This window comes from Kluyvera sp., from assembly GCF_047971185.1.
GTDB lineage: Bacteria > Pseudomonadota > Gammaproteobacteria > Enterobacterales > Enterobacteriaceae > Kluyvera.
The window spans coordinates 1-20,565 of record NZ_JBKDZH010000055.1 but is presented as its reverse complement, the minus strand read 5'-3'; the positions used below and the strand labels follow the sequence as shown (position 1 = coordinate 20,565).

The 20,565-nt window shown below is 53.7% G+C and carries 31 protein-coding genes and 1 pseudogene; all 32 read left to right on the top strand.

Translation table 11 applies throughout. The annotated features are described in order from the left end of the window. Window positions 1-55 precede the first annotated feature (55 nt). The gene (locus ACK5JN_RS15720; protein ID WP_416871028.1) at window positions 56-994 is read left to right on the top strand and encodes an AAA family ATPase; all 939 of its coding nucleotides are present in this window, start codon (window positions 56-58) and stop codon (window positions 992-994) included. A gap of 4 nt (window positions 995-998) precedes the next feature. Then, complete coding sequence (locus ACK5JN_RS15715) at window positions 999-1,238, top strand: hypothetical protein (RefSeq protein ID WP_416871027.1); 240 nt, start codon at window positions 999-1,001, stop codon at window positions 1,236-1,238. A 9-nt stretch (window positions 1,239-1,247) separates the two neighbouring features. Further along, window positions 1,248-1,490 (top strand): hypothetical protein, encoded by a 243-nt coding sequence (locus tag ACK5JN_RS15710; protein ID WP_416871026.1) that lies wholly within the window; start codon window positions 1,248-1,250, stop codon window positions 1,488-1,490. Window positions 1,491-1,499: 9 nt separating this feature from the next. Further along, window positions 1,500-2,117 (top strand): DUF3164 family protein, encoded by a 618-nt coding sequence (locus ACK5JN_RS15705; RefSeq protein WP_416871025.1) that lies wholly within the window; start codon window positions 1,500-1,502, stop codon window positions 2,115-2,117. A gap of 83 nt (window positions 2,118-2,200) precedes the next feature. Further along, on the top strand, window positions 2,201-2,467 hold the full coding sequence (locus ACK5JN_RS15700) for a hypothetical protein (protein WP_416871024.1): 267 nt from the start codon (window positions 2,201-2,203) through the stop codon (window positions 2,465-2,467). Then, window positions 2,460-2,942, top strand: coding sequence for a hypothetical protein (locus tag ACK5JN_RS15695; protein ID WP_416871023.1), 483 nt, complete (start codon window positions 2,460-2,462; stop codon window positions 2,940-2,942). The genes ACK5JN_RS15700 and ACK5JN_RS15695 overlap by 8 nt, the downstream gene beginning before the upstream one ends. Then, window positions 2,939-3,382 carry a hypothetical protein gene (locus ACK5JN_RS15690; protein ID WP_416871022.1) on the top strand — a complete coding sequence of 148 codons (444 nt, stop codon included), beginning with the start codon at window positions 2,939-2,941 and terminating at the stop codon, window positions 3,380-3,382. The genes ACK5JN_RS15695 and ACK5JN_RS15690 overlap by 4 nt, the downstream gene beginning before the upstream one ends. Continuing rightward, window positions 3,382-3,621, top strand: coding sequence for a hypothetical protein (locus ACK5JN_RS15685; RefSeq protein ID WP_416871021.1), 240 nt, complete (start codon window positions 3,382-3,384; stop codon window positions 3,619-3,621). The genes ACK5JN_RS15690 and ACK5JN_RS15685 overlap by 1 nt, the downstream gene beginning before the upstream one ends. Then, complete coding sequence (locus ACK5JN_RS15680) at window positions 3,618-4,436, top strand: hypothetical protein (protein WP_416871020.1); 819 nt, start codon at window positions 3,618-3,620, stop codon at window positions 4,434-4,436. The genes ACK5JN_RS15685 and ACK5JN_RS15680 overlap by 4 nt, the downstream gene beginning before the upstream one ends. Continuing rightward, window positions 4,433-4,885, top strand: coding sequence for a hypothetical protein (locus ACK5JN_RS15675; RefSeq protein ID WP_416871019.1), 453 nt, complete (start codon window positions 4,433-4,435; stop codon window positions 4,883-4,885). Before ACK5JN_RS15680 ends, ACK5JN_RS15675 begins: the two co-directional genes overlap by 4 nt. Further along, complete coding sequence (locus ACK5JN_RS15670) at window positions 4,875-5,369, top strand: gp16 family protein (RefSeq protein ID WP_416871018.1); 495 nt, start codon at window positions 4,875-4,877, stop codon at window positions 5,367-5,369. The genes ACK5JN_RS15675 and ACK5JN_RS15670 overlap by 11 nt, the downstream gene beginning before the upstream one ends. Window positions 5,370-5,408: 39 nt before the next feature. Beyond that, window positions 5,409-5,840 (top strand): hypothetical protein, encoded by a 432-nt coding sequence (locus tag ACK5JN_RS15665; protein ID WP_416871017.1) that lies wholly within the window; start codon window positions 5,409-5,411, stop codon window positions 5,838-5,840. A gap of 71 nt (window positions 5,841-5,911) precedes the next feature. Then, on the top strand, window positions 5,912-6,331 hold the full coding sequence (locus ACK5JN_RS15660) for a Mor transcription activator family protein (protein WP_023293650.1): 420 nt from the start codon (window positions 5,912-5,914) through the stop codon (window positions 6,329-6,331). Window positions 6,332-6,446: 115 nt separating this feature from the next. Beyond that, window positions 6,447-6,950 carry a lysozyme gene (locus ACK5JN_RS15655; protein WP_416871016.1) on the top strand — a complete coding sequence of 168 codons (504 nt, stop codon included), beginning with the start codon at window positions 6,447-6,449 and terminating at the stop codon, window positions 6,948-6,950. After that, window positions 6,937-7,323 carry a DUF2570 domain-containing protein gene (locus tag ACK5JN_RS15650; protein WP_416871015.1) on the top strand — a complete coding sequence of 129 codons (387 nt, stop codon included), beginning with the start codon at window positions 6,937-6,939 and terminating at the stop codon, window positions 7,321-7,323. Before ACK5JN_RS15655 ends, ACK5JN_RS15650 begins: the two co-directional genes overlap by 14 nt. A gap of 358 nt (window positions 7,324-7,681) precedes the next feature. Further along, window positions 7,682-7,969 carry a DUF2730 family protein gene (locus ACK5JN_RS15645; RefSeq protein ID WP_416871014.1) on the top strand — a complete coding sequence of 96 codons (288 nt, stop codon included), beginning with the start codon at window positions 7,682-7,684 and terminating at the stop codon, window positions 7,967-7,969. Then, window positions 7,969-8,256, top strand: a complete 288-nt coding sequence (locus ACK5JN_RS15640) for an ArsR family transcriptional regulator (RefSeq protein ID WP_416871013.1) — start codon at window positions 7,969-7,971, stop codon at window positions 8,254-8,256. Before ACK5JN_RS15645 ends, ACK5JN_RS15640 begins: the two co-directional genes overlap by 1 nt. Before the next feature lie 8 nt (window positions 8,257-8,264). Continuing rightward, window positions 8,265-8,846 carry a DUF3486 family protein gene (locus ACK5JN_RS15635; protein WP_163181557.1) on the top strand — a complete coding sequence of 194 codons (582 nt, stop codon included), beginning with the start codon at window positions 8,265-8,267 and terminating at the stop codon, window positions 8,844-8,846. Between the two features lies 1 nt (window position 8,847). Continuing rightward, window positions 8,848-10,512: a terminase large subunit domain-containing protein gene (locus ACK5JN_RS15630; RefSeq protein ID WP_416871012.1), complete on the top strand. Its 1,665-nt coding sequence runs from the start codon at window positions 8,848-8,850 to the stop codon at window positions 10,510-10,512. After that, a complete protein-coding gene (locus ACK5JN_RS15625) occupies window positions 10,512-12,056 on the top strand; it encodes a DUF935 domain-containing protein (protein WP_416871011.1) in 1,545 nt (514 codons plus the stop codon). The genes ACK5JN_RS15630 and ACK5JN_RS15625 overlap by 1 nt, the downstream gene beginning before the upstream one ends. After that, the gene (locus ACK5JN_RS15620) at window positions 12,040-13,371 is read left to right on the top strand and encodes a phage minor head protein (RefSeq protein ID WP_416871010.1); all 1,332 of its coding nucleotides are present in this window, start codon (window positions 12,040-12,042) and stop codon (window positions 13,369-13,371) included. Before ACK5JN_RS15625 ends, ACK5JN_RS15620 begins: the two co-directional genes overlap by 17 nt. Beyond that, a complete protein-coding gene (locus tag ACK5JN_RS15615) occupies window positions 13,368-13,826 on the top strand; it encodes a phage virion morphogenesis protein (RefSeq protein ID WP_416871009.1) in 459 nt (152 codons plus the stop codon). Before ACK5JN_RS15620 ends, ACK5JN_RS15615 begins: the two co-directional genes overlap by 4 nt. 198 nt (window positions 13,827-14,024) lie before the next feature. Beyond that, the gene (locus ACK5JN_RS15610; protein WP_416871008.1) at window positions 14,025-15,140 is read left to right on the top strand and encodes a phage protease; all 1,116 of its coding nucleotides are present in this window, start codon (window positions 14,025-14,027) and stop codon (window positions 15,138-15,140) included. Further along, window positions 15,137-16,057: a Mu-like prophage major head subunit gpT family protein gene (locus tag ACK5JN_RS15605; RefSeq protein ID WP_416871007.1), complete on the top strand. Its 921-nt coding sequence runs from the start codon at window positions 15,137-15,139 to the stop codon at window positions 16,055-16,057. The genes ACK5JN_RS15610 and ACK5JN_RS15605 overlap by 4 nt, the downstream gene beginning before the upstream one ends. 88 nt (window positions 16,058-16,145) lie before the next feature. Continuing rightward, window positions 16,146-16,616, top strand: coding sequence for an HI1506-related protein (locus ACK5JN_RS15600; RefSeq protein WP_416871006.1), 471 nt, complete (start codon window positions 16,146-16,148; stop codon window positions 16,614-16,616). Next, window positions 16,616-17,038 (top strand): gp436 family protein, encoded by a 423-nt coding sequence (locus tag ACK5JN_RS15595; protein WP_416871005.1) that lies wholly within the window; start codon window positions 16,616-16,618, stop codon window positions 17,036-17,038. The genes ACK5JN_RS15600 and ACK5JN_RS15595 overlap by 1 nt, the downstream gene beginning before the upstream one ends. Next, window positions 17,038-17,571 carry a phage protein Gp37 gene (locus tag ACK5JN_RS15590; protein WP_023293635.1) on the top strand — a complete coding sequence of 178 codons (534 nt, stop codon included), beginning with the start codon at window positions 17,038-17,040 and terminating at the stop codon, window positions 17,569-17,571. Before ACK5JN_RS15595 ends, ACK5JN_RS15590 begins: the two co-directional genes overlap by 1 nt. Beyond that, entirely contained in the window at window positions 17,568-17,741 is a 174-nt protein-coding gene (locus ACK5JN_RS15585) for a DUF2635 domain-containing protein (protein WP_185668086.1), read from the top strand. The genes ACK5JN_RS15590 and ACK5JN_RS15585 overlap by 4 nt, the downstream gene beginning before the upstream one ends. Continuing rightward, window positions 17,738-19,258 (top strand): phage tail sheath subtilisin-like domain-containing protein, encoded by a 1,521-nt coding sequence (locus tag ACK5JN_RS15580; protein ID WP_416871004.1) that lies wholly within the window; start codon window positions 17,738-17,740, stop codon window positions 19,256-19,258. Before ACK5JN_RS15585 ends, ACK5JN_RS15580 begins: the two co-directional genes overlap by 4 nt. Window positions 19,259-19,267: 9 nt before the next feature. Then, window positions 19,268-19,621 (top strand): phage tail tube protein, encoded by a 354-nt coding sequence (locus ACK5JN_RS15575; RefSeq protein WP_416871003.1) that lies wholly within the window; start codon window positions 19,268-19,270, stop codon window positions 19,619-19,621. Between the two features lie 15 nt (window positions 19,622-19,636). Then, window positions 19,637-20,074, top strand: coding sequence for a hypothetical protein (locus tag ACK5JN_RS15570; RefSeq protein ID WP_416871002.1), 438 nt, complete (start codon window positions 19,637-19,639; stop codon window positions 20,072-20,074). A 129-nt stretch (window positions 20,075-20,203) separates the two neighbouring features. Further along, window positions 20,204-20,565, top strand: a pseudogene (locus ACK5JN_RS15565) (hypothetical protein); the annotation flags it as partial.

Here is a 20,565-nt window from a genome sequence, read left to right as displayed (position 1 = left end):
TTTTGAGAAGTGTTTAAAAACGTATTAACAATGGAAAAATACAGGATTAAAAACGATGACGCAAATTAACCATGATGTAATCCGTAATACCGTAAAAGGTCTGATTGATGACAAAACAATTTCTGGTGCTGCGCTGTCGCGTGAAACCGGGGTGTCTTCGTCTGCCCTTTCTCAGTTTATTAACGGTAAATACAAGGGTGATAATGATGCCGTGGCGGCATCAATCAGCACGTGGCTTGAATCCCGTAAGACGGCCCAGAGTGCACTGCCGGAAATCCCTGACTATGTCGTGACACCGACCTCTGAAAAAATCACTGCGGCGCTGACGTATGCGCAGCTGACTCACACCATTGCGCTGATTTATGGCCATCCTGGTGTAGGTAAAACGGAAGCGCTGAAACAATACGCTCGTACCGGTAATAACGTCTGGCGTCTTACCGCCAGTAAATCCCGCACGAACGAGCTGGAAACCATGTACGAACTGGCGCTGGATATGGGCATTTCAGATGCGCCTTATCAGCGCGGCGCGTTATCCCGCCTGCTGCGTCGCCGGCTGCGCGACACCAATGCCTTAATCATCATTGATGAAGCGGACTGGCTGAACTATGACGCCATCGAAGAGCTGCGCATCCTCCAGGAGGAATGCGGCATCGGGCTGGCGTTTATCGGTAACCATAAAGTCTATGACCGCCTGACCGGTGGTAGTCGCACCGTAGACTTTGCCCGTCTGTTCTCTCGCGTGGCAAAGAAAATTGTTATCAACAACGTGCTGGCCGCTGATGTTGATGCGTTCTGCGACGCATGGAAGGTTGAAGGTCGCGACGAACGCAAGCTGTTACGTGCGATTGCAAAGCGCCCAGGTGCTTTGCGCTCTCTCTCTCATATTCTGCCGCTGGCCCATATCTACGCCAGTGGTAAAAGCGAGCCGGTTAACTCTGGTCATATTCATTCAGCAATGCTTGAACTGGGGCATGCTGAAATCGTGGAGGAATAATACCGTGATTAGTGAACTGATCTCTTCTCATATTCAGCAAGCGATGGCCACTGAGGCGTTGTTGAATAAAAAAGGCTGTCTGGTTACGGAGTTTCGCCAGACCCGTTCACGTCCCGTTCTGGAGGTGTCATGTCCTCCGGCTGAACTGCTAAACAGTGCTGTGCGTATTGTTGAGCGTAACAATTCAGGTTCCCGCTCCGTGTGGGTAGCCAGTTTCAATGGTTGCCGGATTATCTGGCGCTGAGGAGTCAAAATGGCAAAAGTTATTTTCACAGTAACCACTAAGGATGTGTTCACCGATAGTGGTCAAGTTAAGGAACTTGTCGATGTTAATGCTGTGATTGAAGGAGTCAATCATGAGCATCCTTCTGCTTCTGACCGCATAGCCGAGATTATTAAGCAAATGGCACCACAAATTATTAAGGCCGCAAATTTCCATTATGTGAATGAATGGAACGCGCGTTCCGGGAATACAGAATCAAATACTACTCATTAAGGCGAATAGATGAATAATTCAAATACTGTACCAGCGGGTTACCGCACCAATGCTCAGGGGCATTTAATCCCTGAATCTCAGGTCAAACCCGTGGATAAGCTACGTGATGAAGTCGTGATGATGATCGTCGGCGCAGCACGTCAGCAGCGTCAGTTGTTGGCAGCGTTCAAACTGGAGTCTATGCAGAGAATCGCCGACTTCACAGACCTTTCGGCGTCTGAGTATGGCGTGGAGTACGGCGGCACAAAAGGCAATGTGACTCTGGTCAGTTTTGACGGCCGTTACAAGCTCATTCGCGCAGTCGGTGAGCATCGCGTATTTGATGAACGTATCCAGGCGGCCAAAGCGCTGATTGATACCTGCATCAGCGAATGGTCTGGTGGTGCGGATGAACGCATTATGGCCCTGGTAGATCATGCTTTCCGCGTTAACAAGCAAGGTCGCATCGACATCAACCAGGTTCTGGGCCTCCGTCAGCTCGATATCAATGACCCGAAATGGAATGAGGCGATGGATGCCGTGGCTGATGCAATTCAGGTTTCAGGCACCAGTCAATATTTGCGTATTTATGAGCGTCAGGCAGATGGTAACTATCAGCAAATCTCGCTGGATTTAGCCAAACTCTGATTTTTAGCTAATTAACTCTGATTTTTATTTCGGCGCTTGCGTCAGGGATTCGTTCGCGCCGAATTCAGCAAAAGGAATGTTTTATGACTGAACAAAAATTAATTTTGATGATTATCGACCTGAAATCCTGGCATCAAAATCGCGTTGATAAATGCCAGATGATTATTGACAACAAAGACGCTGATATTCGTCTGGAAATGGGCGAAAGCGAGGTGCTGGAATTTGGGGCTGACACCAAAGAAGCCCGTTTCAGCCGAATTGGTGTCCAACTGGCACTTCTCCAGTTCCAGCCTTTTCCGATCACCATGAAACCGGCGGATGACAACATGGAGGATGAAGACGATGAATAAACCCCATGTTTTCGATGCGGCCCTGGCGATGTGGGGTTATGACCGTCAGGTTCTGGCAACAGCCGAAGAATGTAATGAGCTAGCAGCTGCTTGCACTCGTTTTGTTACTCATAAAGCGAACGGCAACCGTATCGCCGAAGAAGCTGCCGACGTTGAAATTATGATTGAGCAGCTTCGCCATAATGGAATGAGCGACATGATTGATCAGCATAAAACACGAAAAATGGCCCGTTTATCTCAACGCGTAGGGGCTGAGATACCTGATGCAGTATCACCAGCCAGCCCGTCAGTGTCTTCCTTACTTGAAGAAGCTGCAGAGCAACTTGAAATGGCACAGGCGCTTTATATCGACAGGCAATCCAGTAACCGTCTTGCTGCCGCCAGAACCCGCCGTTGCATCGCCGTTCTGATGCATGCGGCCCAAAGCATGATCCGCGAGCAGCAACAGGCAGAACAATCCCAGGGAGACAAATGATGATCGACGCAATCAAAACCGTGCTGTCCGATAAGGGCGAAATGACCTGTCTGCAACTGGTCAGTGCGACGGGAACCAGTGCCCAGTTGCTTATCAAGGCGCTACGCAAAGCGGTGGCACGTTCCGAGCTGAAAGAGCGTAACGGTTATTACGACATTATCCGCAGCAAATCACCTGTAGCGGCTAGGCGCTCATTTGGATGGATTGAAGGTACTGAGATTCCCCGAAGTGTGATGTATCTGGCTTCCGGGCCGCGGTCAGCTGAAACGGTGTTTGTTCTGGTTGAGCTTGATGACAAAAAGCAGATGCAGGGCTGGCCACAATTTGAAAGCGCGTTAATCGACATTCGAATGGGCCATTTTCAGTGTGCCAGAACTGGGCAGATTATTACCCGTCATGTCCTTAGATATCTACCTATTGATGTGCAAGGAGTAGTCTGATGGTAATCGGTATCGTTTGTTATATCGCTGGCGGCGTAATCACCTTCTTTTTCATTTCTGCACTACGCGGAAGCGGAATTATGGATAAAGACACTGATTCAATCAGCGCTCTGGTTGCTGCCCTGGCATGGCCATTTACTCTGACGGCATTGATTGGATGCATCACGCTCTGGTGGTTATTTGATGTACTGGAACTGCTGTTTTTCGCCACCTCAACCTATTTCAGGAGTCGCAAATGAGCGAGAGCATTGAGCAACTTAATCAGGTCATTGTTCAAAAGAATCATGAGATCGTGAATCTGGTGCGAGCCATTAATGGCCTTGATCTCGATGTTGAGGAAGAGAGTCTGTCCTCAATGGTCCTGGAGGCCATTAGAACGATAAAGAGCCAGCGACATACCGTCCTTATTCTCACCGCTAAACAGATAATGGAAGCCGCGGAGTTCGCTGGTCTTGAGGTCTTTGCCGAGCCAGATAGTGACGAGCTGGAACATGAATACTGCATCCGTAGCGGGACTATCCAGGCTAGTCCTGGTGAAGGTCTGGATGCTTATACAGGCTATCTGATTGAGTCCGCTGAATACCCGGAAGACGGAGCGGTAGCGCTTTCTGGGGAACAGCCTTTCGTTGAGTATGAGCCCGTGATAGATGATGGTTTCCTGCATCTGGCTGCAAAGCATAACGGATGGGCCGGAGCGCTGGCGAAACGCCTGCTGGCCGTGTCGGCTGTGGGGCAATGGTTCGTGGGCGATGATACCGGCATGAGCAGCAAAACAATGGCTGCGATATTCCTTGGCGCAACAGCTGGCGATGGTGGTCGCTTTCGTTATCCGCTCGACCCTGCCGATTTTGGGCGCTGCTGGCGGCTGGTTGATGGAGTACCCGCTATTCGGGATGCTTTTCCTGTGATGCGGCAAGTATATCCAGCGCTGACCCCATTCATTGAACACTGGGATGAACTGTCTGCACTGTATATGGCAGCCGTCGAAAGCAAAACAGGTAAAGCACCAGATTTATACCAGCGAATGAAAGAGTTGAGGGCTGAAATAGAATGACAACCGTAATCACAAAAGAGCAATGGAACGGTATCCAGAACACCCTGGGTGATTTGTACAGCAGGATTGAGTTTAAGTTGTCTTCAGGGGAAAAAATTGCAGTTTATAAGGCGATAGTCTCTGAGAATAAATTGGCGTTAATAGTCTGGATTGATGATACCCGCAGTGAAGCGTGGGGGTGGCCGTCACATAAAGAATTTCGCCCTGTCACAAAGGTTGTCTGGCGTCGTAAGACCTACAAACCAGGTGCGTCTATCATTCGTCGTGCATCAAAAACCAGAGACGGCAAGCGCTGGTTAAAACAGAAGGAAAATGCGCACCTCCATGAGGTAGTGGAGTACTGGGTATGTCATTTCAGCACCGCTGCATCGTTGGTTCGCCAGTTTAAGAAAATCGACGGGCTAGAGCTTGTTACACCACTGAGCGAGGTAATGGCTGATGCGTGCTAATACCATCAAACTGATCCACGTGGCGCGGCGTTCTCTGGGCCTTGACGATGAGACCTATCGAGTATTTTTAGGCTCGGTTGTTCCAGGTAAGAGAAGTTGTCGCGATATGAGTGCGCAGCAGCTGCAGGCCGTTCTCGATGCACTGAAAGAGAGGGGATTTAAGCCGGTATCACCTAAACCCAAAGCATCATCGGGGATTGTTGGCAAAATTCGGGCAGTATGGATCACCATGTACAATCAGGGGTTTGTCACCAGTAACGACTCGTCCGCGATTGATGCTTACGTTAAGCGTATTACTCGGCAACAGAACGGCGGCGAGGGAGTGGCAAAGTTGAACTGGCTGCGTGATGAGAAAGCCAGAACAGTTCTCGAAAGCCTGAAGCGTTGGCATATGCGGTGCATGCTTGAACGACTTCCTCATAGTGGGGTTAAGCCAACTTATGATCGAACCTGTGAGCGTTACCAGCGCCTGACGATGAAGTAAAATGATGATAAGGTTTAGGACTAATTTTAGGGAATGAATATGAAAAAAATCATGATAGTAGCTTTGACGCTGGTTAGCTTAACCTCTTACGCCGCAACTCAATCAAACAATGACGATTGGGATAAATTAGTGGATGCCAAGTTACAGGAAATGGGTGAAAGCCCATCCGAGGCTCCTGCGAAAAAAGACCCAGCGTCTGGTTTCTGGACATGTAACGGTATCAAGCTTCATATGGGCGTTGATCTGGTTTCCTGGCAGAATCTTGATGATGGTGATACCTATGTGCAGTCAGAACCGCCGTCACCAGAGAATGACAAGGAAATTTCTGTGCATGGAACTTCGTATACCTTTGCTTCAATGCGTAACCCGGCAGTCATAAAGTTTTTTATAGTCGATAAATCGGGGAAAAAATTATATCTCCATGACGATATAAAATTCTTCAAGCTTCACCCATGCAAACGTGACAGCTGATGTCATCAACAATCCCGCCAACGTGCGGGATTTTTTGTATACTGAGGTTGCACTTACCTTGAGGAGGGTTTATGTCACAACAGTCGGAGCTTTTTGAACACGACCCGGCCATCCACCAGTTGCTTGACCATATCGACAATATCCCTGTCGGTGAGCTTGAGCACCAATGGCCACAAATGCTGGTTGCGCTTGTCGATGTGATGGAGGCAGAATTGAAGCGCCTCGGAATTGCTGAAGACAGCCGCTTGCTGGCGCGTAAACTGGCGCTGGCCATGTCCCACTATATGGGCGGACGTCAGTATTATCTGCCATCCGGGGACAAGCTGGTTACAGCGTTACGGGACGATCTCATCTTCTCCCGTTTCGATGGCCGCAACCTTGAAGACCTGCGCCGCGAGCATCGTTTATCTCAGACACAGATTTACGATATCATCGCCCGTCAGCGCAAGCTTCATACCCGTCGTCGCCAACCGGATTTATTCCCGCACTAATTATCTGTAACAACCGACTGCGCTCGAGAGTGCGGGTTGTACTCAGATACCGGAATCACCTCTCTAATCAGCTTTTTCTTATCCTCGGATGCAGATCCACTCACCGGATAAGCTGATGCCCCAAATACCCCGTAGTCTGAAAGCGTCATTGCTGGCGATTGCTATCGCCGGTGGCGGTTATCACGAAATGACCCGCGAGACCCTTATCCACGTCGAGGGGATCGAATATACCCCGTACCGCGACATTGCCGGCATCCTGACCGTATGTGTTGGCCATACTGGCGCTGATATCCAGATGCGCACCTACACCCATGATGAATGCATGGCGCTACTGGACAGCGATTTAAAGCCTGTTCGGGCAGTCATTAAACGGCTGGTAAAAGTCCCTTTAACCGATTTTCAGCGTACTGCGCTTGAGACCTTTGTTTTCAATACCGGCACCGGGGCATTTGCCCGTTCGACCCTCCTCAAAAAGTTGAATGCTGGTGATTTCGAAGGTGCTCGCGACCAGATGCGTCGCTGGGTCTTTGCCGCCGGCAAACCGTGGAAAGGACTGATGACGCGCCGTGAAGTTGAGATGGCCATCTGGTCAGTCGGAGGTGTTGATGACCTTCGCTGATCGTCTTATTGCTGCCGGCGCGGTTGCACTCCTGGTCACCGTGGGTGTGGTCTGGGTAAAGGCTGAGAGAACGCACAGTGATAACGTCCAGTTACGCCGGGACCTGCAGACCCAGACGCAAGCCAGAAACACAGCAGAATGGCTGCTACACGGCCAGGAGCAAACCATCCAGATATTCAGCGCCATCCGCGCGGCCAATGCCGCAGCACGGCGCGAAGACGAGAGGCTGCGCGATGAAGCTCAGAACCAGATCACCCTCATCCTTGAGAAAGACGAATGCGCTAAGCGCGATGTGCCTGCTGCTGCTGTTGAGTGGTTGCAGCGGGTCGAGAACCGCGCCCGTTCCGGTAGTGGTGACCCCGCTGCCTATTGATGCAGAACTGCTGGCGGAAACGCCTGTGCCAGTGCGCCCCGCACCGTTCACATACGGTGCATCAGTGGTCTGGAATGCCACGCTATTAACCGCACTTGGCCAGTGCAATCGCGATAAGAACGATGCCCGCCAGCAGGATTTAAAAAGGATTGAAATTTATGGACGCCGACCTGCTTCAGGAGGCTGAAGAGTTTCTGCGGGAACTTTGGCAGCAACAAGGCTGCAGCTGGCCTGGACCACAAATCCAGCGCCCTGAGCCTGACCGTATTTGTGTCTTATGTCGCCGCCGACTGGGTGTTGTTGAGCTGACAGACCTGTATGAGCCGCAATGCCAGTTTTGTTATTCAGGGAGTTAATCGTGGACCTTTTTCAATTTTGGCCTTACCTGGTACCGGTGGCATTTGGCGGCATTGTCTGGGCGATGCGGCGCACGTTCGCCAGCACCGAACGCGTGGAGAAGCTGGAGAACCGCCTCACCGAAATGGAAACCAAATACGCCAACATGCCTGGCGTTGAAGACATGCAGGAAATGCGTCTGCGCATGACTGAAATGGCGGGTGATATGAAGGTCATCGGCCAACGCGTGCAGTCTATGACCCACCAGATTGAACTGTTACTGGAAAATGCTGTGAACCGGAGCAACTGATGATTAACGATATTCTGACCGAAGACCAAAGGCTGGTGATCCTCCGTAGCCTGATGGACTGCAATAACGAAGCTAACGAAAGCATCCTGAATGATTGCCTTGATGCCTATGGCCACAATGTCTCTCGCGATCTCGTTCGCACGCAGATTGACTGGTTGCAGGAGCAGGGTCTGGTTGCGGTTGAGGACCTGCGTGGCTTTTACGTCGTCACCATTACCGGCCGGGGTCAGGATGTGGCTGAAGGTCGTTCCCGTGTATCGGGTGTTAAAAAACCACGCGCCCGCTGAGGTCAGTTATGGAACCGATTAAACCGACACGTGGCCGCGCATCGAAAGTTGATTTGTTGCCAGAGGATGTGCGTAAAACCCTGCATGAGATGCTACGGGATAAAGCGATTCCCCAGGCTCAGATCCTCGAAGAAATTAATGCGCTGATTGATGATGCGGGTTTGCCCGAAGACATGCGTCTGTCCCGTTCCGGGCTGAACCGCTATGCCACCAGTGTCGAGCAGGTTGGTCATAACCTGCGTCAAATGCGTGAAATGACTCAGGCGCTCACCAGTCAACTCGGTGATAAGCCTATGGGTGAAACGACCAAGCTCATACTGGAGATGGCCAGAAGTCAGCTCTTTAAAGCACTGATGCGCCAGATTGAAGATCCAGAAGCAGAAGTCGATATCGACATGCTCAAAAATGCCATGCTTGCGGCTCAGCGCCTGGAATCAACTGCCATGTCCAGCCATAAGCGTGAGAAAGAGATTCGTCTGGCGTTTGCTGAAGAGGCCGCGAACGCCGTCAGTGAAGAATTACGCGGCCAGGACGGGATGAGCGAAGAACTGGAACAGCGCATTAAAAACGTGCTGCTGGGGAAAGCGTAATATGGCCGCTCCAGGTAAAAAAATCACACCACTCAGTGAACCGCGCCAGATTGACCTCCAGGAGGAGGCCAGCAAGCTTGGCGTGGATATTGTGACGGATGCAGGCAGTCTTAATCCGGCGAGCGAAGCCGTTTTCCTTCCCTATCAGGCCCGGTGGTTCAGCGATGACAGCCAGATTTGTATCGCTGAAAAATCCCGCCGTACCGGTCTGACCTGGGCAGAGGCTGGCCGTAACGTCATGACAGCCGCCAAGCCACGTAAACGCGGTGGCCGCAATGTCTTTTATGTCGGTTCCCGCCAGGAGATGGCGCTGGAGTACATTGCCGCCTGTGCGCTGTTTGCCCGCGCTTTCAACCAACTGGCGAAAGCCGACGTCTATGAGCAAACCTTCTGGGACAGCGATAAGAACGAAGAAATTCTGACGTACATGATTCGCTTCCCGAACAGCAATTTTAAGATCCAGGCGCTTTCCTCCAGACCCTCTAACCTTCGTGGCCTTCAGGGGGATGTGATCATCGATGAGGCTGCATTCCATGAGTCGCTTGATGAGCTGCTGAAAGCGGCATTTGCACTGACCATGTGGGGCGCTCGTGTACGCATCATCTCCACGCATAACGGCGTTGATAATCTGTTTAACCAGTACATTCAGGACGCGCGAGAGGGTCGGAAAGATTATTCCGTTCATCGTATTACCCTGGATGACGCGATCAGTGATGGTCTGTATCGCCGTATCTGCTACGTCACGGGTCAGGAGTGGTCCGCAGAAAAAGAGAAAAAATGGCGTGATGACCTTTACCGCAATGCCCCTAACAAAGAGAGCGCCGACGAGGAATACGGCTGCGTGCCGAAAAAGTCCGGCGGTGCTTACCTTTCCCGCGTACTGATTGAAGCGGCGATGACGCCGGAGCGTGATATTCCGATCCTGCGTTTTGAGGCTCCTGACGATTTTGAATCCTGGTCGCCAGAACTGCGGGAAGCGGAAGTTTCAACGTGGTGCGAGAAAGAGCTGGCCCCATTACTGGCAGCGCTCAACGTTCAGCATAAGCACGCCTTTGGTGAAGACTTTGCGCGTAATGGCGACCTGACCGTTTTTGTCCCGCTGGAAATCACCGCCGATCTGTATAAGCGTGAATGCTTCCGCGTCGAGCTGAAGAACGTCACCTACGACCAGCAGCGTCAGATCATGCTGTTTATCCTGGCGCGTTTACCTCGCTTTATTGGCGCCGCTTTTGATGCCACGGGTAATGGTGGGTATCTCGCTGAGGCTGCGCGTCTGGTGTATGGCCCGGAGATGATTGACAGCGTGCACCTGTCAGCAGCCTGGTATCAGGAATGGATGCCAAAGCTAAAAGGTGAATTTGAGGCGCAGAACCTGACTATCGCCCGTCACCAGACAACGCTGGATGACCTGCTCAATATCAAGGTCGTTAACGGCGTTCCCCAGATTGATAAGGGCAGAACCAAAGACGCCAATGCCAGTGGCACCGGTGGCAAACGTCACGGTGACTTTGCGGTAGCGCTGGCGATGGCGGTACGCGCTTCTTATATGAATGGTTTTGTCATCGACGAAGACAGCGTGCAGGCGTTGCCCGGTAAGCGCCGGGAAGATGCGCACGATGATGAAACCCATGATGACTACCACGAATTTGAAAGAGGATGCTGGTAATGGGCCGTATTCTGGATTTAACGGGCAATCCCTTCGATTTTGATCCTGATTTGCAGACGGCGCAGGAATCACTGGTGATGATGGCAAAGCGTACCCAGGAGCACCCGTCCAGTGGTATAACGCCAAACCGTGCCGCCATTGTTCTGCGTGACGCCGAACGCGGAGACCTGGCGGCTCAGGCTGACCTCGCCTTTGATATGGAAGAAAAGGACACGCATCTGTTTTCCGAGCTGTCAAAGCGCCGGCTGGCCATTCAGTCTTTACCCTGGAGCATTCAGCCACCGAAAGACGCCACTCCGCAGGAAAAGAAAGATGCGGCCATGCTCGATGAGATGTTGCAGGACGCTGCCTGGTTTGAGGACGGCATTTTTGATGCCGGCGACGCCATCCTCAAGGGCTACAGCATGCAGGAGATCGAATGGGGCTGGCTGGGTAAGCAGCGCGTACCCGTTGCGCTTCACTGGCGTGATCCTGCGTTGTTCTGTACGCCAGAAAGCAATCTGAATCAGCTCAGGCTGCGCGATGGCAGCGCCGACGGTGTTGAACTTCAGCCGTTTGGCTGGTTCCGTCATCAGGCAAAGTCCCGCTCAGGGTATGCCGGCACGCTGGGTCTGGTCCGTACGCTGGTCTGGCCGTTTATCTTCAAAAACTATTCGGTGCGTGATTTTGCTGAGTTTCTGGAGATTTACGGTCTGCCGATGCGCGTGGGCAAGTACCCAACCGGCGCAACCTCCCGAGAGAAATCCACTCTGATGCAGGCAGTTATGGATATCGGGCGTCGTGCTGGCGGTATTATCCCGATGGGGATGGCGCTGGAGTTCCAGAGTGCGGCCGATGGCCAGGCAGACCCGTTCCAGGCGCAAATCAGCTGGGCTGAACGCTCCATGTCAAAAGCTATTCTGGGGGGAACGCTGACCACGGAAGCCGGTGACAAAGGAGCTCGTTCTCTGGGGGAAGTCCATAACGAAGTCCGTAAAGAGATCCGTAATGCCGACCTGCGGCAACTGCGTCGCTCTGTCAACCGTGACCTGATTTATCCGTTACTGGCAGTCAACAGCCGAACCACCCTCGACCCGTGCCGTTTGCCGGGTATTGTGTTTGATTCCGGGGAATACGAAGACCTCTCAATGTTTGCGGATGCCATTCCGAAACTGGCGGCAGGCATGCCGGTGCCGGTGTCATGGATTCAGGAAAAACTGAATATCCCGCAGCCGAACGGTGACGAGCAGGTATTCCGTGCCGCGCCAGTGGCTGAAGGTCTGCCAGCGGTAAACGGTCAGGCCAGTCTGAGTGCGACAGACCTGAAGCAGACTGATGATATTGACGATATGGGCGCGGCGGCGACGCCGGAGGCGTTTAAACAGGCCATTGATCCGCTTTTAAAGCCCGTTATTGCCAGCATTATTAAAAACGGCCCTGAATCGGCGATGCAGGATGCGGCGACGCTCTATCCCGAACTGGATGATGCAGCGCTTATCGACCTCCTGACCCGCGCTATCTTTGTCGCTGATCTGTGGGGGCGCATCGATGGCACAGGCAGTTGATTTGGCATACGCCGCACGGTTACCCCCAAAAGAGGCGGTCTCTTACTTCAGAGCCAAGGGCCATAACGTCACATGGAACTGGTATGAGCAACTGACGGACGCGCATGCCCGCGCGTTTACCGTCGCTAAAGCGGTGCGGCTTGATGTGCTGAACACCATTCGTGACGAGGTTGATCGCGCTGTCCACGACGGTATCACGCGTCAGGAGTTTACCCGGACGCTGGCACCCCGCCTGCAGAAGCTGGGATGGTGGGGAAAGCAGATTATTGTCGATACCGAGGGTAATGCTAAGGAAATCGAACTGGGCAGCCCGCGCCGTCTTGCGACCATTTACAACGTCAATATGCGCACGGCTTATAACAGCGGCCGTTATGCGCAGATGATGAATAACGTTGAGGATTACCCGTTCTGGCAGTATGTGGCCGTTATGGACGGGCGAACCCGCCCGGAGCATGCTGCGCTTAATGGGCTGGTGTTTCGCTATGATGACCCGTTCTGGAAGACGCACTACCCACCGAATGGCTGGAATTGCCGCTGCCGCGTCAGGGCGTTGTCTGCTGAACGTATGAAAGCGCTGGGGCTGAAAGTCAGTTACGGGGCATCTTTCGTGCACACCCATGACGTTGACGCCGGCATTGATGAGACCACGGGTGAAATCTTCAGGGCGGAGTCCACGACCTTTGATAACGGCCGCGTGAAAATGACGCCCGATGTGGGCTGGTCGTATAACCCAGGTTCAGCGGCGTTCGGCACTGACCAGACGCTTATTCGTAAGGTTATCGAGACCCGTGACCCGCAGCTGCGTGAGCAGGTTATCCAGTCGCTCAACAACAGCCGCGAGCGCCAGCTGGCATTTTCAGTATGGGCAAAACGGACCCTCGCCAGCGGCCGCGCCGGTGATGCCGTTCAGACGCTGGGCTTTATGTCAGAATCCGTTGCCGCGATGGTCAGAGCGCGAGCGGGGGCTGAGCCAGCCAGATTATTGGCCATCACCGAAAAAAGTCTGTCTGATGCGGTTTCCGCTGCAGATCCAAAACTCAGTGATACCGATGTACAACAATTGCCGGCGCTGATGGCTCAACCTCAGGCGGTGTTGTGGGATAGCGCCAGGAATGTGCTCCTGTATATAACGCCTGCAGAAGATGCCGGACAGCAGATAGTTATCCGCACAGAGCCTGCAGTGAAGAACGGCGGAGACCTGCTTGACCAGGTCGTCAGCTTTTCAAGGGTGAGTCTGCGCAGTCTGCAATCAGCGGTGAGCACTGGCACGCTTGAAGTGCTTGAAGGTCATCTGGGGCAGAAGGAGGCACCATGAGTATTGAGCTGGCAGTTGTGCTCGATATCAACAGGATCCAGACGGCGTTCATCAACCTGGGGGCAATGGCCAACGACGGGGCCATTCCACGTGCCGCAGCTGCAGCCCTGCTTTCCTCCACGGAGAACGCCTTTGAACAGCAGGCGGACCCGGTCACCGGTGAGCACTGGGCCAGCTGGAGCGATCCTTATCTTGCGTGGCGTGAGAAACATAATTATGTTCCTGGCACTATCCTGACTCTGAATGGCGATCTGGCCAGGAGCATCACCACGGACTATGGCCCGGACTGGGCGCTGATTGGTTCACCGATGATTTATGCTGCAATTCATCAGTGGGGTGGTAAAGCGCGATATACTATCCTTGAAGCCCGTCCTTACATGGGGCTTGATAAGGTCGGTCGTAAAGAGATTTACACCGCTATCGAAAAACGTGCTCAGGCTGCTCTCAGGCCATAGTATGATGTTTGCTATACGTTGACGCTCGTAAAATCTTTTAAACGCGTACAGAGAGATTTAAACGTGTTTTAAATGGGGTTGCGTCTTCTCTCCCGCTTCGCTTTCCATCCGGTTCATGGTTTTCAGTCAGATACCGGAATCACCTGCATTTTCTTCCCCGCGTAAAAATGGCCTGAGTTTCTCAGCAACGAGCAGGCCATGAAAACAAAACCTTCCTCTTTTGGTATCGCCATTCTTGCGGCCACCGTCGGTGATGACGGCTGGTGCCAGTTGCTCCCCGCCGGGCGTTTTCGTGCCCGTGATGGTCGGCCATTCGATGTTGCTGCTGGCTGGTATATGGATGCGGCCATCGCTGCACGTCTGATTGATGGTGTCCGAGCTCTCGGCCAGGACGTGCTGATTGATTACGAACATAACCAGCTGCGCAAAGACGAGGGGCTTTCTCCTGATGAGCTGAAAGCGGCTGGCTGGTTTAACGCCGATGAAATGCAGTGGCGTGAAGGCCTGGGGCTTTTTGTTAAGCCTCGCTGGACACCTGCGGCCCTGACCTATCTGAGCAACGAAGAATTCGGCTTCCTTTCGGCTGTATTTCCTTACGACCTCGTTACTGGCGCTCCAACCGTACTGCGCATGGTTGCGCTGACCAATGACCCTGGCGCGACTGGCATGCAAAAGCTGGCGGCGCTTGCTGCTTCCTTTGATGAACTCACTAACCACCCACATGAGGGACGTCCCATGAATGAACACCTGCGTCAGCTGCTGGCGCGACTCGGTATCACGCTGGCTGAGAATGCTGCCGTGACCGATGAGCAGGCCACAGCCGCACTGTCAGCTTTTGATGTGCTCAAGGGCAAGGCAGATAAGCACGACGAACTGAGCACCCGCGTGACTGCACTCAGTGCAGAACTGGTGACGGCGAAAGCAGAATCCGGCACGCCAGACCTCACCAAATGGGTACCGGTGGAAACCTATAACGCCATTCGCCAGGAACTGGCGGTGGTGACTGGCAAGCATTCTACCGTCTCCCTGAGTGCGGTCCTGGATAAAGCGGAAACCGAAGGCCGTATCTTCAAATCCGAGCGTGCTTACTTTGAAAAGGTCGGTGCGCAGGTAGGGGTTGCAGCGCTCTCCGCTCAGCTTGACGCCAAACAGCCCATTGCAGCGCTGACTGCACTACAGACCTTAACGATCGATATCCCGGATACCCGCCGCGAAGGTCTGACGGCGCTGTCTGCCGATGAAAAATCAGCAGCAAAAGCACTCGGCATGTCTGAAGCCGAATACCAGAAACTCAAAGAGGAAGGCGATAAATGATCGTTACCCCGAGCTCCATTAAGGCCCTGATGACCTCATTCCGTAAGGATTTTCAGGGTGGTCTGGATGGTGCGCCATCCCAGTACCAGAAAATCGCCATGACGGTACCGTCATCGTCCAAATCCAATACCTATGGCTGGCTGGGTAACGCGCCGCAGCTGCGTGAGTGGGTCGGTGCGCGAGTCGTGAACCAGATGGCGGCCAGCGCTTACACCGTGGCCAACAAAACCTATGAAGGAACCGTCGGCATCAGCCGTGACGATTTCGAAGATGACAACCTGGGCGTTTACAGCCCGATGTTCTCTGAGCTGGGCCGTTCTGCCGCCGTGCAACCTGACGAGCTGGTGTTTGGTCTGCTGAAAGATGGTTTTAACCAGGCATGCTACGACGGCCAGAACTTCTTCGATACCGATCATCCGGTCTATCCGAAAGTGGATGGCACCGGGACGGCGAAATCTGTGGCGAACGTCTACCAGCAAGCAGCCGACTGGACGGGCGATAGCTGGTATCTGCTCGACTGCTCCCGCGCCATCAAGCCGTTGATCTTCCAGGACCGCCGAAAGGCTGAGCTGGTTGCTAAAACAGCTATCTCTGATGACCACGTGTTCACCGATAACGAGTTTTTGTTCGGGGTGAGCTGTCGCCGTGCAGTAGGTTTTGGCTTCTGGCAGATGGCGATGGCCATGAACGCCGATCTGACGCTCGACAACCTCTGGACCGGCTGGACCACCATGCGCAAATTCCACGCCGATGGCGGTCGTCCTCTGGGCCTGCGCCCGACACATCTGGTGGTCACTCCGGGGAATGAGAAAGCGGCAATCCAGCGGCTGGAACGTGAACTGATTGCCGGCACCAACGGCGTCGTCAGTAACGAAATGAAAGGCAAGCTGGAACTGGTAGTCGCTGACTACCTGTAAGTCACCTGCAGTCTCAAACCGATGTTAAAGGCGGTTAATCCGCCTTTAACCTGCCGTTTAACGTGGATTCAAAGGGAGAACCCATGTCATGTCAGAAGAACTTAAGCAAGGTATTGAAGGCACTTCACCGGCTCGCGAAACAGATGGCAATCAGCTTTTCGACCTGGTGGTCAAATGTTACCGGGACGTGTACCGCCGCGCCGGCATCCCGTTTACCCGTGGTGAGAATCGCGTGGTGGGCGTCACTGAAGCGCAAGTGCGCATTCTCGAAGGTGACAGCGTCCTCAAAATCGTATCTGGCGCGCCAGCACAGGACCCGGAAGAACCAGGGGCCCTGGACAACGTGGGCCTGGGCGGTGAGCTGAAAACTGAAGAACTGAATGAGCCACCGTTGAACGAGCGCATCATTCTGGCCGTCGCGGGTCTGGACAAGTCTAACGCTGAGCATTTCACCTCTGCGGGAAAACCGCGCGTGGCTGCTGTGTCTACCGCTCTGGGGGAAATCATCTCCAGTGAGCAGCTCAATGCGGCGCTGGCCTCACAGGGTGAGGACGCGTAATGACTTATGCCACTGTCGCGGAAATGGTGTCCCGGTATCAGCGCCGCAATCTGGATCTACTGACCAAAACACGGACGGATAATAACCAGCCGGATGACGTCATCATTGATGCAGCGCTGGCTGACGCGACTGCGATGATGGATAGCTACATTGTCGCCCGCTACACATTACCGCTGACGGTGGCTCCGGCGACCTTGCCGCAGGTCTGCTGCGTCATTGCCTGGTACTTCCTGCAGGACACGCGAGCGACTGAACAATCAACACAGCGCTATAAGGACGCCATCCGCTGGCTGGAAGGCGTCCGGGACGGAAAGATTCCGCTTGGCACCGACACTGCCGGCAGTGCCCCAGATGGTGAGAATCTTGCTCAGGTGGTTTCTGATGCGCCTGTTTTCTCGCGTAAACAGCAGGGTTTTATCTGATGATTGGCGATACCGAAACCGCGCTGCTTGAGGCTGTTAAAGGACTTTTCGGCAACACCTTGCGCGATGTCGATACGCATCCGGGCACCTGGGATGATGTGGCTATCAAGCGCATGCTGCTCAGTGAGCCAGCGGTCTATATCGCCTGGCTGGGCTGTGGTCCCGGACGAACCTCTCGTGAGGTTGAAAGCCATTGGGTCCTCTACGTATGCGCCAGCATGCTCAACGGTCGTGAAGGTGACCGGCTGGGTATCTACCAGATTGTTGAGCGCCTTGTGGCGGGGATTAACTGGAAGACATTCGGCTCTACCACCGGCATGAAGCTGACCAAGGGGCAAAACCTCTATACCGATGCGCAAGGTGGCGCGGGTTGTGCGCTTTACGGCCTTTATTTCAGCGGGACCACGCCCATTGATACCAGCATTGATCTCAGCTCTCTGGATGACTACGAACGCCACTGGCAGACGTGGAAACAACCAGACGGCACACCGCCTTTTGAGGCGCATATCAACGTAAACGAGAAACAACCATGACTGATGTGCTGAAGATTAAGCCGGCTCCCGGCCGCACAGTTCGCGACCCGCAGACCATGAAACTGCTGGCCGCAGACGGTGAGACCAAGCCGCAAAACAGTTTCTGGCTGCGCCGCCTCAAAGATGGCGACGTGCTCCCGGTAGAAGCCACTAAGAAAGGTGCGAAATGAGCGATATCTCTTTTGATTCGATTCCAGCAGGCGGCGCGATTCGCGTTCCTCTGGCGTATATCGAGTTCAACAACAGCAACGCCGTTTCCGGCACGCCTGCGCCACGTCAGCGTGTTCTGATGTTCGGCCAGCGAGCTTCTGACGTTAATCAGAAGCCGGTGGGGTCGGTGCCGGCGAATACGTTGACACGTATTTACTCCCCGTCTCAGGCGTCTGCCGCATTCGGTCAGGGGTCGATGATCCACCTGATGGCGACGGAGTTCCTGAAGCTCAACCGCGTTGCGGAGCTGTACTGCATCGCCCAGGGCGATGGAACAGGTGTTGCCGATGCCGCTACCATTAAGCTGAGCGGTACAGCAACAGAGAACGGTACTCTGGTGACTTATGTTGCGGGTGTTCGTATTCCTGCCACGGTTAAGACTGGCGATAAAGGCGCGGATATCGCGCAGAGTCTGGCTGACCTGATTAATGCAAAATACGATCTGCCGGTGACAGCGACTGTCGTACCCGATAGCGGCAGCGCGAACGCCGACCCGACCCATGCCGATGTGAAGTTATCAGCTAAGTTTCTCGGCCGCTCCTGCCCGACGGATACGCGCTTCAACTATTACGATCAGGAAATGACACCTGGTGGCATTGTGGCCACCGTCACCTATCCGGCAGACACCAACAGCAACCCGGACCTGTCAGACTCCATCGCCGCGATGGGTGACCTGCAGTTCAAATACCTGGTCATGCCGTATACTGACCCGGCCAACCTTAACCTGCTGCGTACCGAACTGGTGGAGCGCTGGGGGCCAATCAACCAGGCCGACGGTATTGCATTTACCAGCTATCACGGCCCGATGGGGAGCCTGACCACGTTCGGCCAGTCCCGCAACGATCACCTGCTGTGCTGTCTGGGTGCGCCGGCGACACCACAGCCTCAGTATGTATGGTGCACCAGTATTGCGGCCGTTGCGGCGGCGTCACTGAGCATCGACCCGGCCCGACCGCTGCAGACGCTGGTCGTCAGTAACCTGATGCCGCCGGTACAGACAGACCTCTTCACCTGGTCTGAGCGCAACGGGTTGTTATTCGATGGCATCAGTACCTTCACCGTGAACGATGGCGGACAGGTGCAGATTGAGCGGTTGATCACGACGTACCGAACCAACAGCTACGGCGACCCGGACCCGTCTTATCTGAACGTTGAGACTATCGCGACACTGAGCTATCTGCGCTATTCGACCCGCGTGCGTATTACGCAGAAATTCCCGCGCCATAAGCTGGCTGATGACGGTACGAACTTCGCGCCGGGTCAACCGGTAGTAACTCCGTCGATTATCAAAACGGAGCTGCTGGCGCTGTTTACTGAGTGGGAGGAAGCCGGTCTGGTGGAAGACTTCACCACCTTTAAAGACGAGCTCTACGTAGTGCGCAACAAAAGCGATCGTGACCGTGTTGATGTGCTGGCTGGGCCAAACCTCATTAACCAGTTCCGCATCTTCGCAGAACAGATCCGCTTCATTCTCTAAGGGGGGAATATGTCAAATCAACGTCAGGGCGTCGCCTTTATCCGCGTCAATGGCCTGGAACTTGAGACGCTGGCGGGCTGTACCTTCACGCCAGCCGGTGACAGTCGTGAGACTGTTAAAGGTAGCCGCGTGTATGGCTTTAAAGCGTCGCCGCGTGAGGCATCGCTTGAGTGCAAAATTCCCGGCGGCAGCGGCATTGGTCTGGATGAAATCATCGACTGGACTGACATTACGGCTGAGTTTAAAGCCGATACCGGGGAAACCTGGATGATGCCAAACGCCTGGCAGACCGATGATCCACAAAACAGCGATGGTGAAATCACCATCAAACTCGCCGCTAAAACCAGCAAACGTATCGCGTAAGGAGTCACTATGTCCATGACCGAGATTAAAGACCCTGAGCTGGAAGCTTTTGAGTTCCAGCAGGAAATCCTTGATGCCCTGAAAAATGGAACTTTCCGTCTGCTTGATGGCATCCCCTATGGCGTGGGTGAAGAGGTGGAAATGCAATATGACATCACCTTCCGCGAGCTGACGGCCGGCGACATTATTGATGCACAGATGGCCTCTGAGCGAGTTGTGGAGACCAAAGCGGGTCCACAACTGGTGAGTTCACCTTCTCAGATGGGGCTGGAAATGCTGCGCCGGCAGATTGCAACTGTCGGCGTTATTAAGGGGCCATTGTCTCTGATTCTGCTTAAAAAAATGTCCCAGCGTGATTTCCATCGTGTCTCACTGGCGACCGATTTACGTGATGTTGCTCAGGCCGCGGCGATGACCCCTGACCGGGGGCGAGTGGCTGCAGTGTCGGAATGAGATTGAACAGGCGGCTATAGCGGTCGGCGTCATGCTTAAAGGGGGCCCGGAATGGGCCCTTTCTCTTCCGCTATCCCGCCTTTTCCGGCACTGCAAGCAGGCTGAAACCCTCTTTAAAAGGTAATTATCATGGCTGGGCAATTTCGCGCCTCAATCATCATTGATTTAATGGGCAACATTGCCCAGCGTTCCCGCCAGTTCTCCGGGAACATCTCCTCAATGGCTCGCAGCAGCCAGACGGCGATGAACGGTTTGCGCAATTCCGTCGCCAGTGTTTCAAACTCCATTGACCGCCTCGGCTCCTCGGCGACCCGCACGTTCGGCATGCTCACTGCCGGCGGTGCGACGATAGCTGGCCTGGGTTATACCGCCAATAAGCTATTTATCAGTATCGCGGCCACGCGTGAAAACCAGCGTATCGCGCTCAACTCTCTCTACAAAGGCAACCAGCAGCATGCGTCAGAAATGATGCAATGGGCCATTCAGAACGC

Excerpts from the sequence above, each read along its gene's own strand:
- ACK5JN_RS15720 (WP_416871028.1), top strand. The coding sequence starts at position 56 with ATGACGCAAATTAACCATGATGTAATCCGTAATACCGTAAAAGGTCTG.
- ACK5JN_RS15710 (WP_416871026.1), top strand. The coding sequence starts at position 1,248 with ATGGCAAAAGTTATTTTCACAGTAACCACTAAGGATGTGTTCACCGAT.
- ACK5JN_RS15705 (WP_416871025.1), top strand. The coding sequence starts at position 1,500 with ATGAATAATTCAAATACTGTACCAGCGGGTTACCGCACCAATGCTCAG.
- ACK5JN_RS15700 (WP_416871024.1), top strand. The coding sequence starts at position 2,201 with ATGACTGAACAAAAATTAATTTTGATGATTATCGACCTGAAATCCTGG.
- ACK5JN_RS15695 (WP_416871023.1), top strand. The coding sequence starts at position 2,460 with ATGAATAAACCCCATGTTTTCGATGCGGCCCTGGCGATGTGGGGTTAT.
- ACK5JN_RS15690 (WP_416871022.1), top strand. The coding sequence starts at position 2,939 with ATGATGATCGACGCAATCAAAACCGTGCTGTCCGATAAGGGCGAAATG.
- ACK5JN_RS15685 (WP_416871021.1), top strand. The coding sequence starts at position 3,382 with ATGGTAATCGGTATCGTTTGTTATATCGCTGGCGGCGTAATCACCTTC.
- ACK5JN_RS15680 (WP_416871020.1), top strand. The coding sequence starts at position 3,618 with ATGAGCGAGAGCATTGAGCAACTTAATCAGGTCATTGTTCAAAAGAAT.
- ACK5JN_RS15675 (WP_416871019.1), top strand. The coding sequence starts at position 4,433 with ATGACAACCGTAATCACAAAAGAGCAATGGAACGGTATCCAGAACACC.
- ACK5JN_RS15670 (WP_416871018.1), top strand. The coding sequence starts at position 4,875 with ATGCGTGCTAATACCATCAAACTGATCCACGTGGCGCGGCGTTCTCTG.
- ACK5JN_RS15665 (WP_416871017.1), top strand. The coding sequence starts at position 5,409 with ATGAAAAAAATCATGATAGTAGCTTTGACGCTGGTTAGCTTAACCTCT.
- ACK5JN_RS15660 (WP_023293650.1), top strand. The coding sequence starts at position 5,912 with ATGTCACAACAGTCGGAGCTTTTTGAACACGACCCGGCCATCCACCAG.
- ACK5JN_RS15655 (WP_416871016.1), top strand. The coding sequence starts at position 6,447 with ATGCCCCAAATACCCCGTAGTCTGAAAGCGTCATTGCTGGCGATTGCT.
- ACK5JN_RS15650 (WP_416871015.1), top strand. The coding sequence starts at position 6,937 with ATGACCTTCGCTGATCGTCTTATTGCTGCCGGCGCGGTTGCACTCCTG.
- ACK5JN_RS15640 (WP_416871013.1), top strand. The coding sequence starts at position 7,969 with ATGATTAACGATATTCTGACCGAAGACCAAAGGCTGGTGATCCTCCGT.
- ACK5JN_RS15635 (WP_163181557.1), top strand. The coding sequence starts at position 8,265 with ATGGAACCGATTAAACCGACACGTGGCCGCGCATCGAAAGTTGATTTG.
- ACK5JN_RS15630 (WP_416871012.1), top strand. The coding sequence starts at position 8,848 with ATGGCCGCTCCAGGTAAAAAAATCACACCACTCAGTGAACCGCGCCAG.
- ACK5JN_RS15625 (WP_416871011.1), top strand. The coding sequence starts at position 10,512 with ATGGGCCGTATTCTGGATTTAACGGGCAATCCCTTCGATTTTGATCCT.
- ACK5JN_RS15620 (WP_416871010.1), top strand. The coding sequence starts at position 12,040 with ATGGCACAGGCAGTTGATTTGGCATACGCCGCACGGTTACCCCCAAAA.
- ACK5JN_RS15615 (WP_416871009.1), top strand. The coding sequence starts at position 13,368 with ATGAGTATTGAGCTGGCAGTTGTGCTCGATATCAACAGGATCCAGACG.
- ACK5JN_RS15610 (WP_416871008.1), top strand. The coding sequence starts at position 14,025 with ATGAAAACAAAACCTTCCTCTTTTGGTATCGCCATTCTTGCGGCCACC.
- ACK5JN_RS15605 (WP_416871007.1), top strand. The coding sequence starts at position 15,137 with ATGATCGTTACCCCGAGCTCCATTAAGGCCCTGATGACCTCATTCCGT.
- ACK5JN_RS15600 (WP_416871006.1), top strand. The coding sequence starts at position 16,146 with ATGTCAGAAGAACTTAAGCAAGGTATTGAAGGCACTTCACCGGCTCGC.
- ACK5JN_RS15595 (WP_416871005.1), top strand. The coding sequence starts at position 16,616 with ATGACTTATGCCACTGTCGCGGAAATGGTGTCCCGGTATCAGCGCCGC.
- ACK5JN_RS15590 (WP_023293635.1), top strand. The coding sequence starts at position 17,038 with ATGATTGGCGATACCGAAACCGCGCTGCTTGAGGCTGTTAAAGGACTT.
- ACK5JN_RS15585 (WP_185668086.1), top strand. The coding sequence starts at position 17,568 with ATGACTGATGTGCTGAAGATTAAGCCGGCTCCCGGCCGCACAGTTCGC.
- ACK5JN_RS15580 (WP_416871004.1), top strand. The coding sequence starts at position 17,738 with ATGAGCGATATCTCTTTTGATTCGATTCCAGCAGGCGGCGCGATTCGC.
- ACK5JN_RS15575 (WP_416871003.1), top strand. The coding sequence starts at position 19,268 with ATGTCAAATCAACGTCAGGGCGTCGCCTTTATCCGCGTCAATGGCCTG.
- ACK5JN_RS15570 (WP_416871002.1), top strand. The coding sequence starts at position 19,637 with ATGACCGAGATTAAAGACCCTGAGCTGGAAGCTTTTGAGTTCCAGCAG.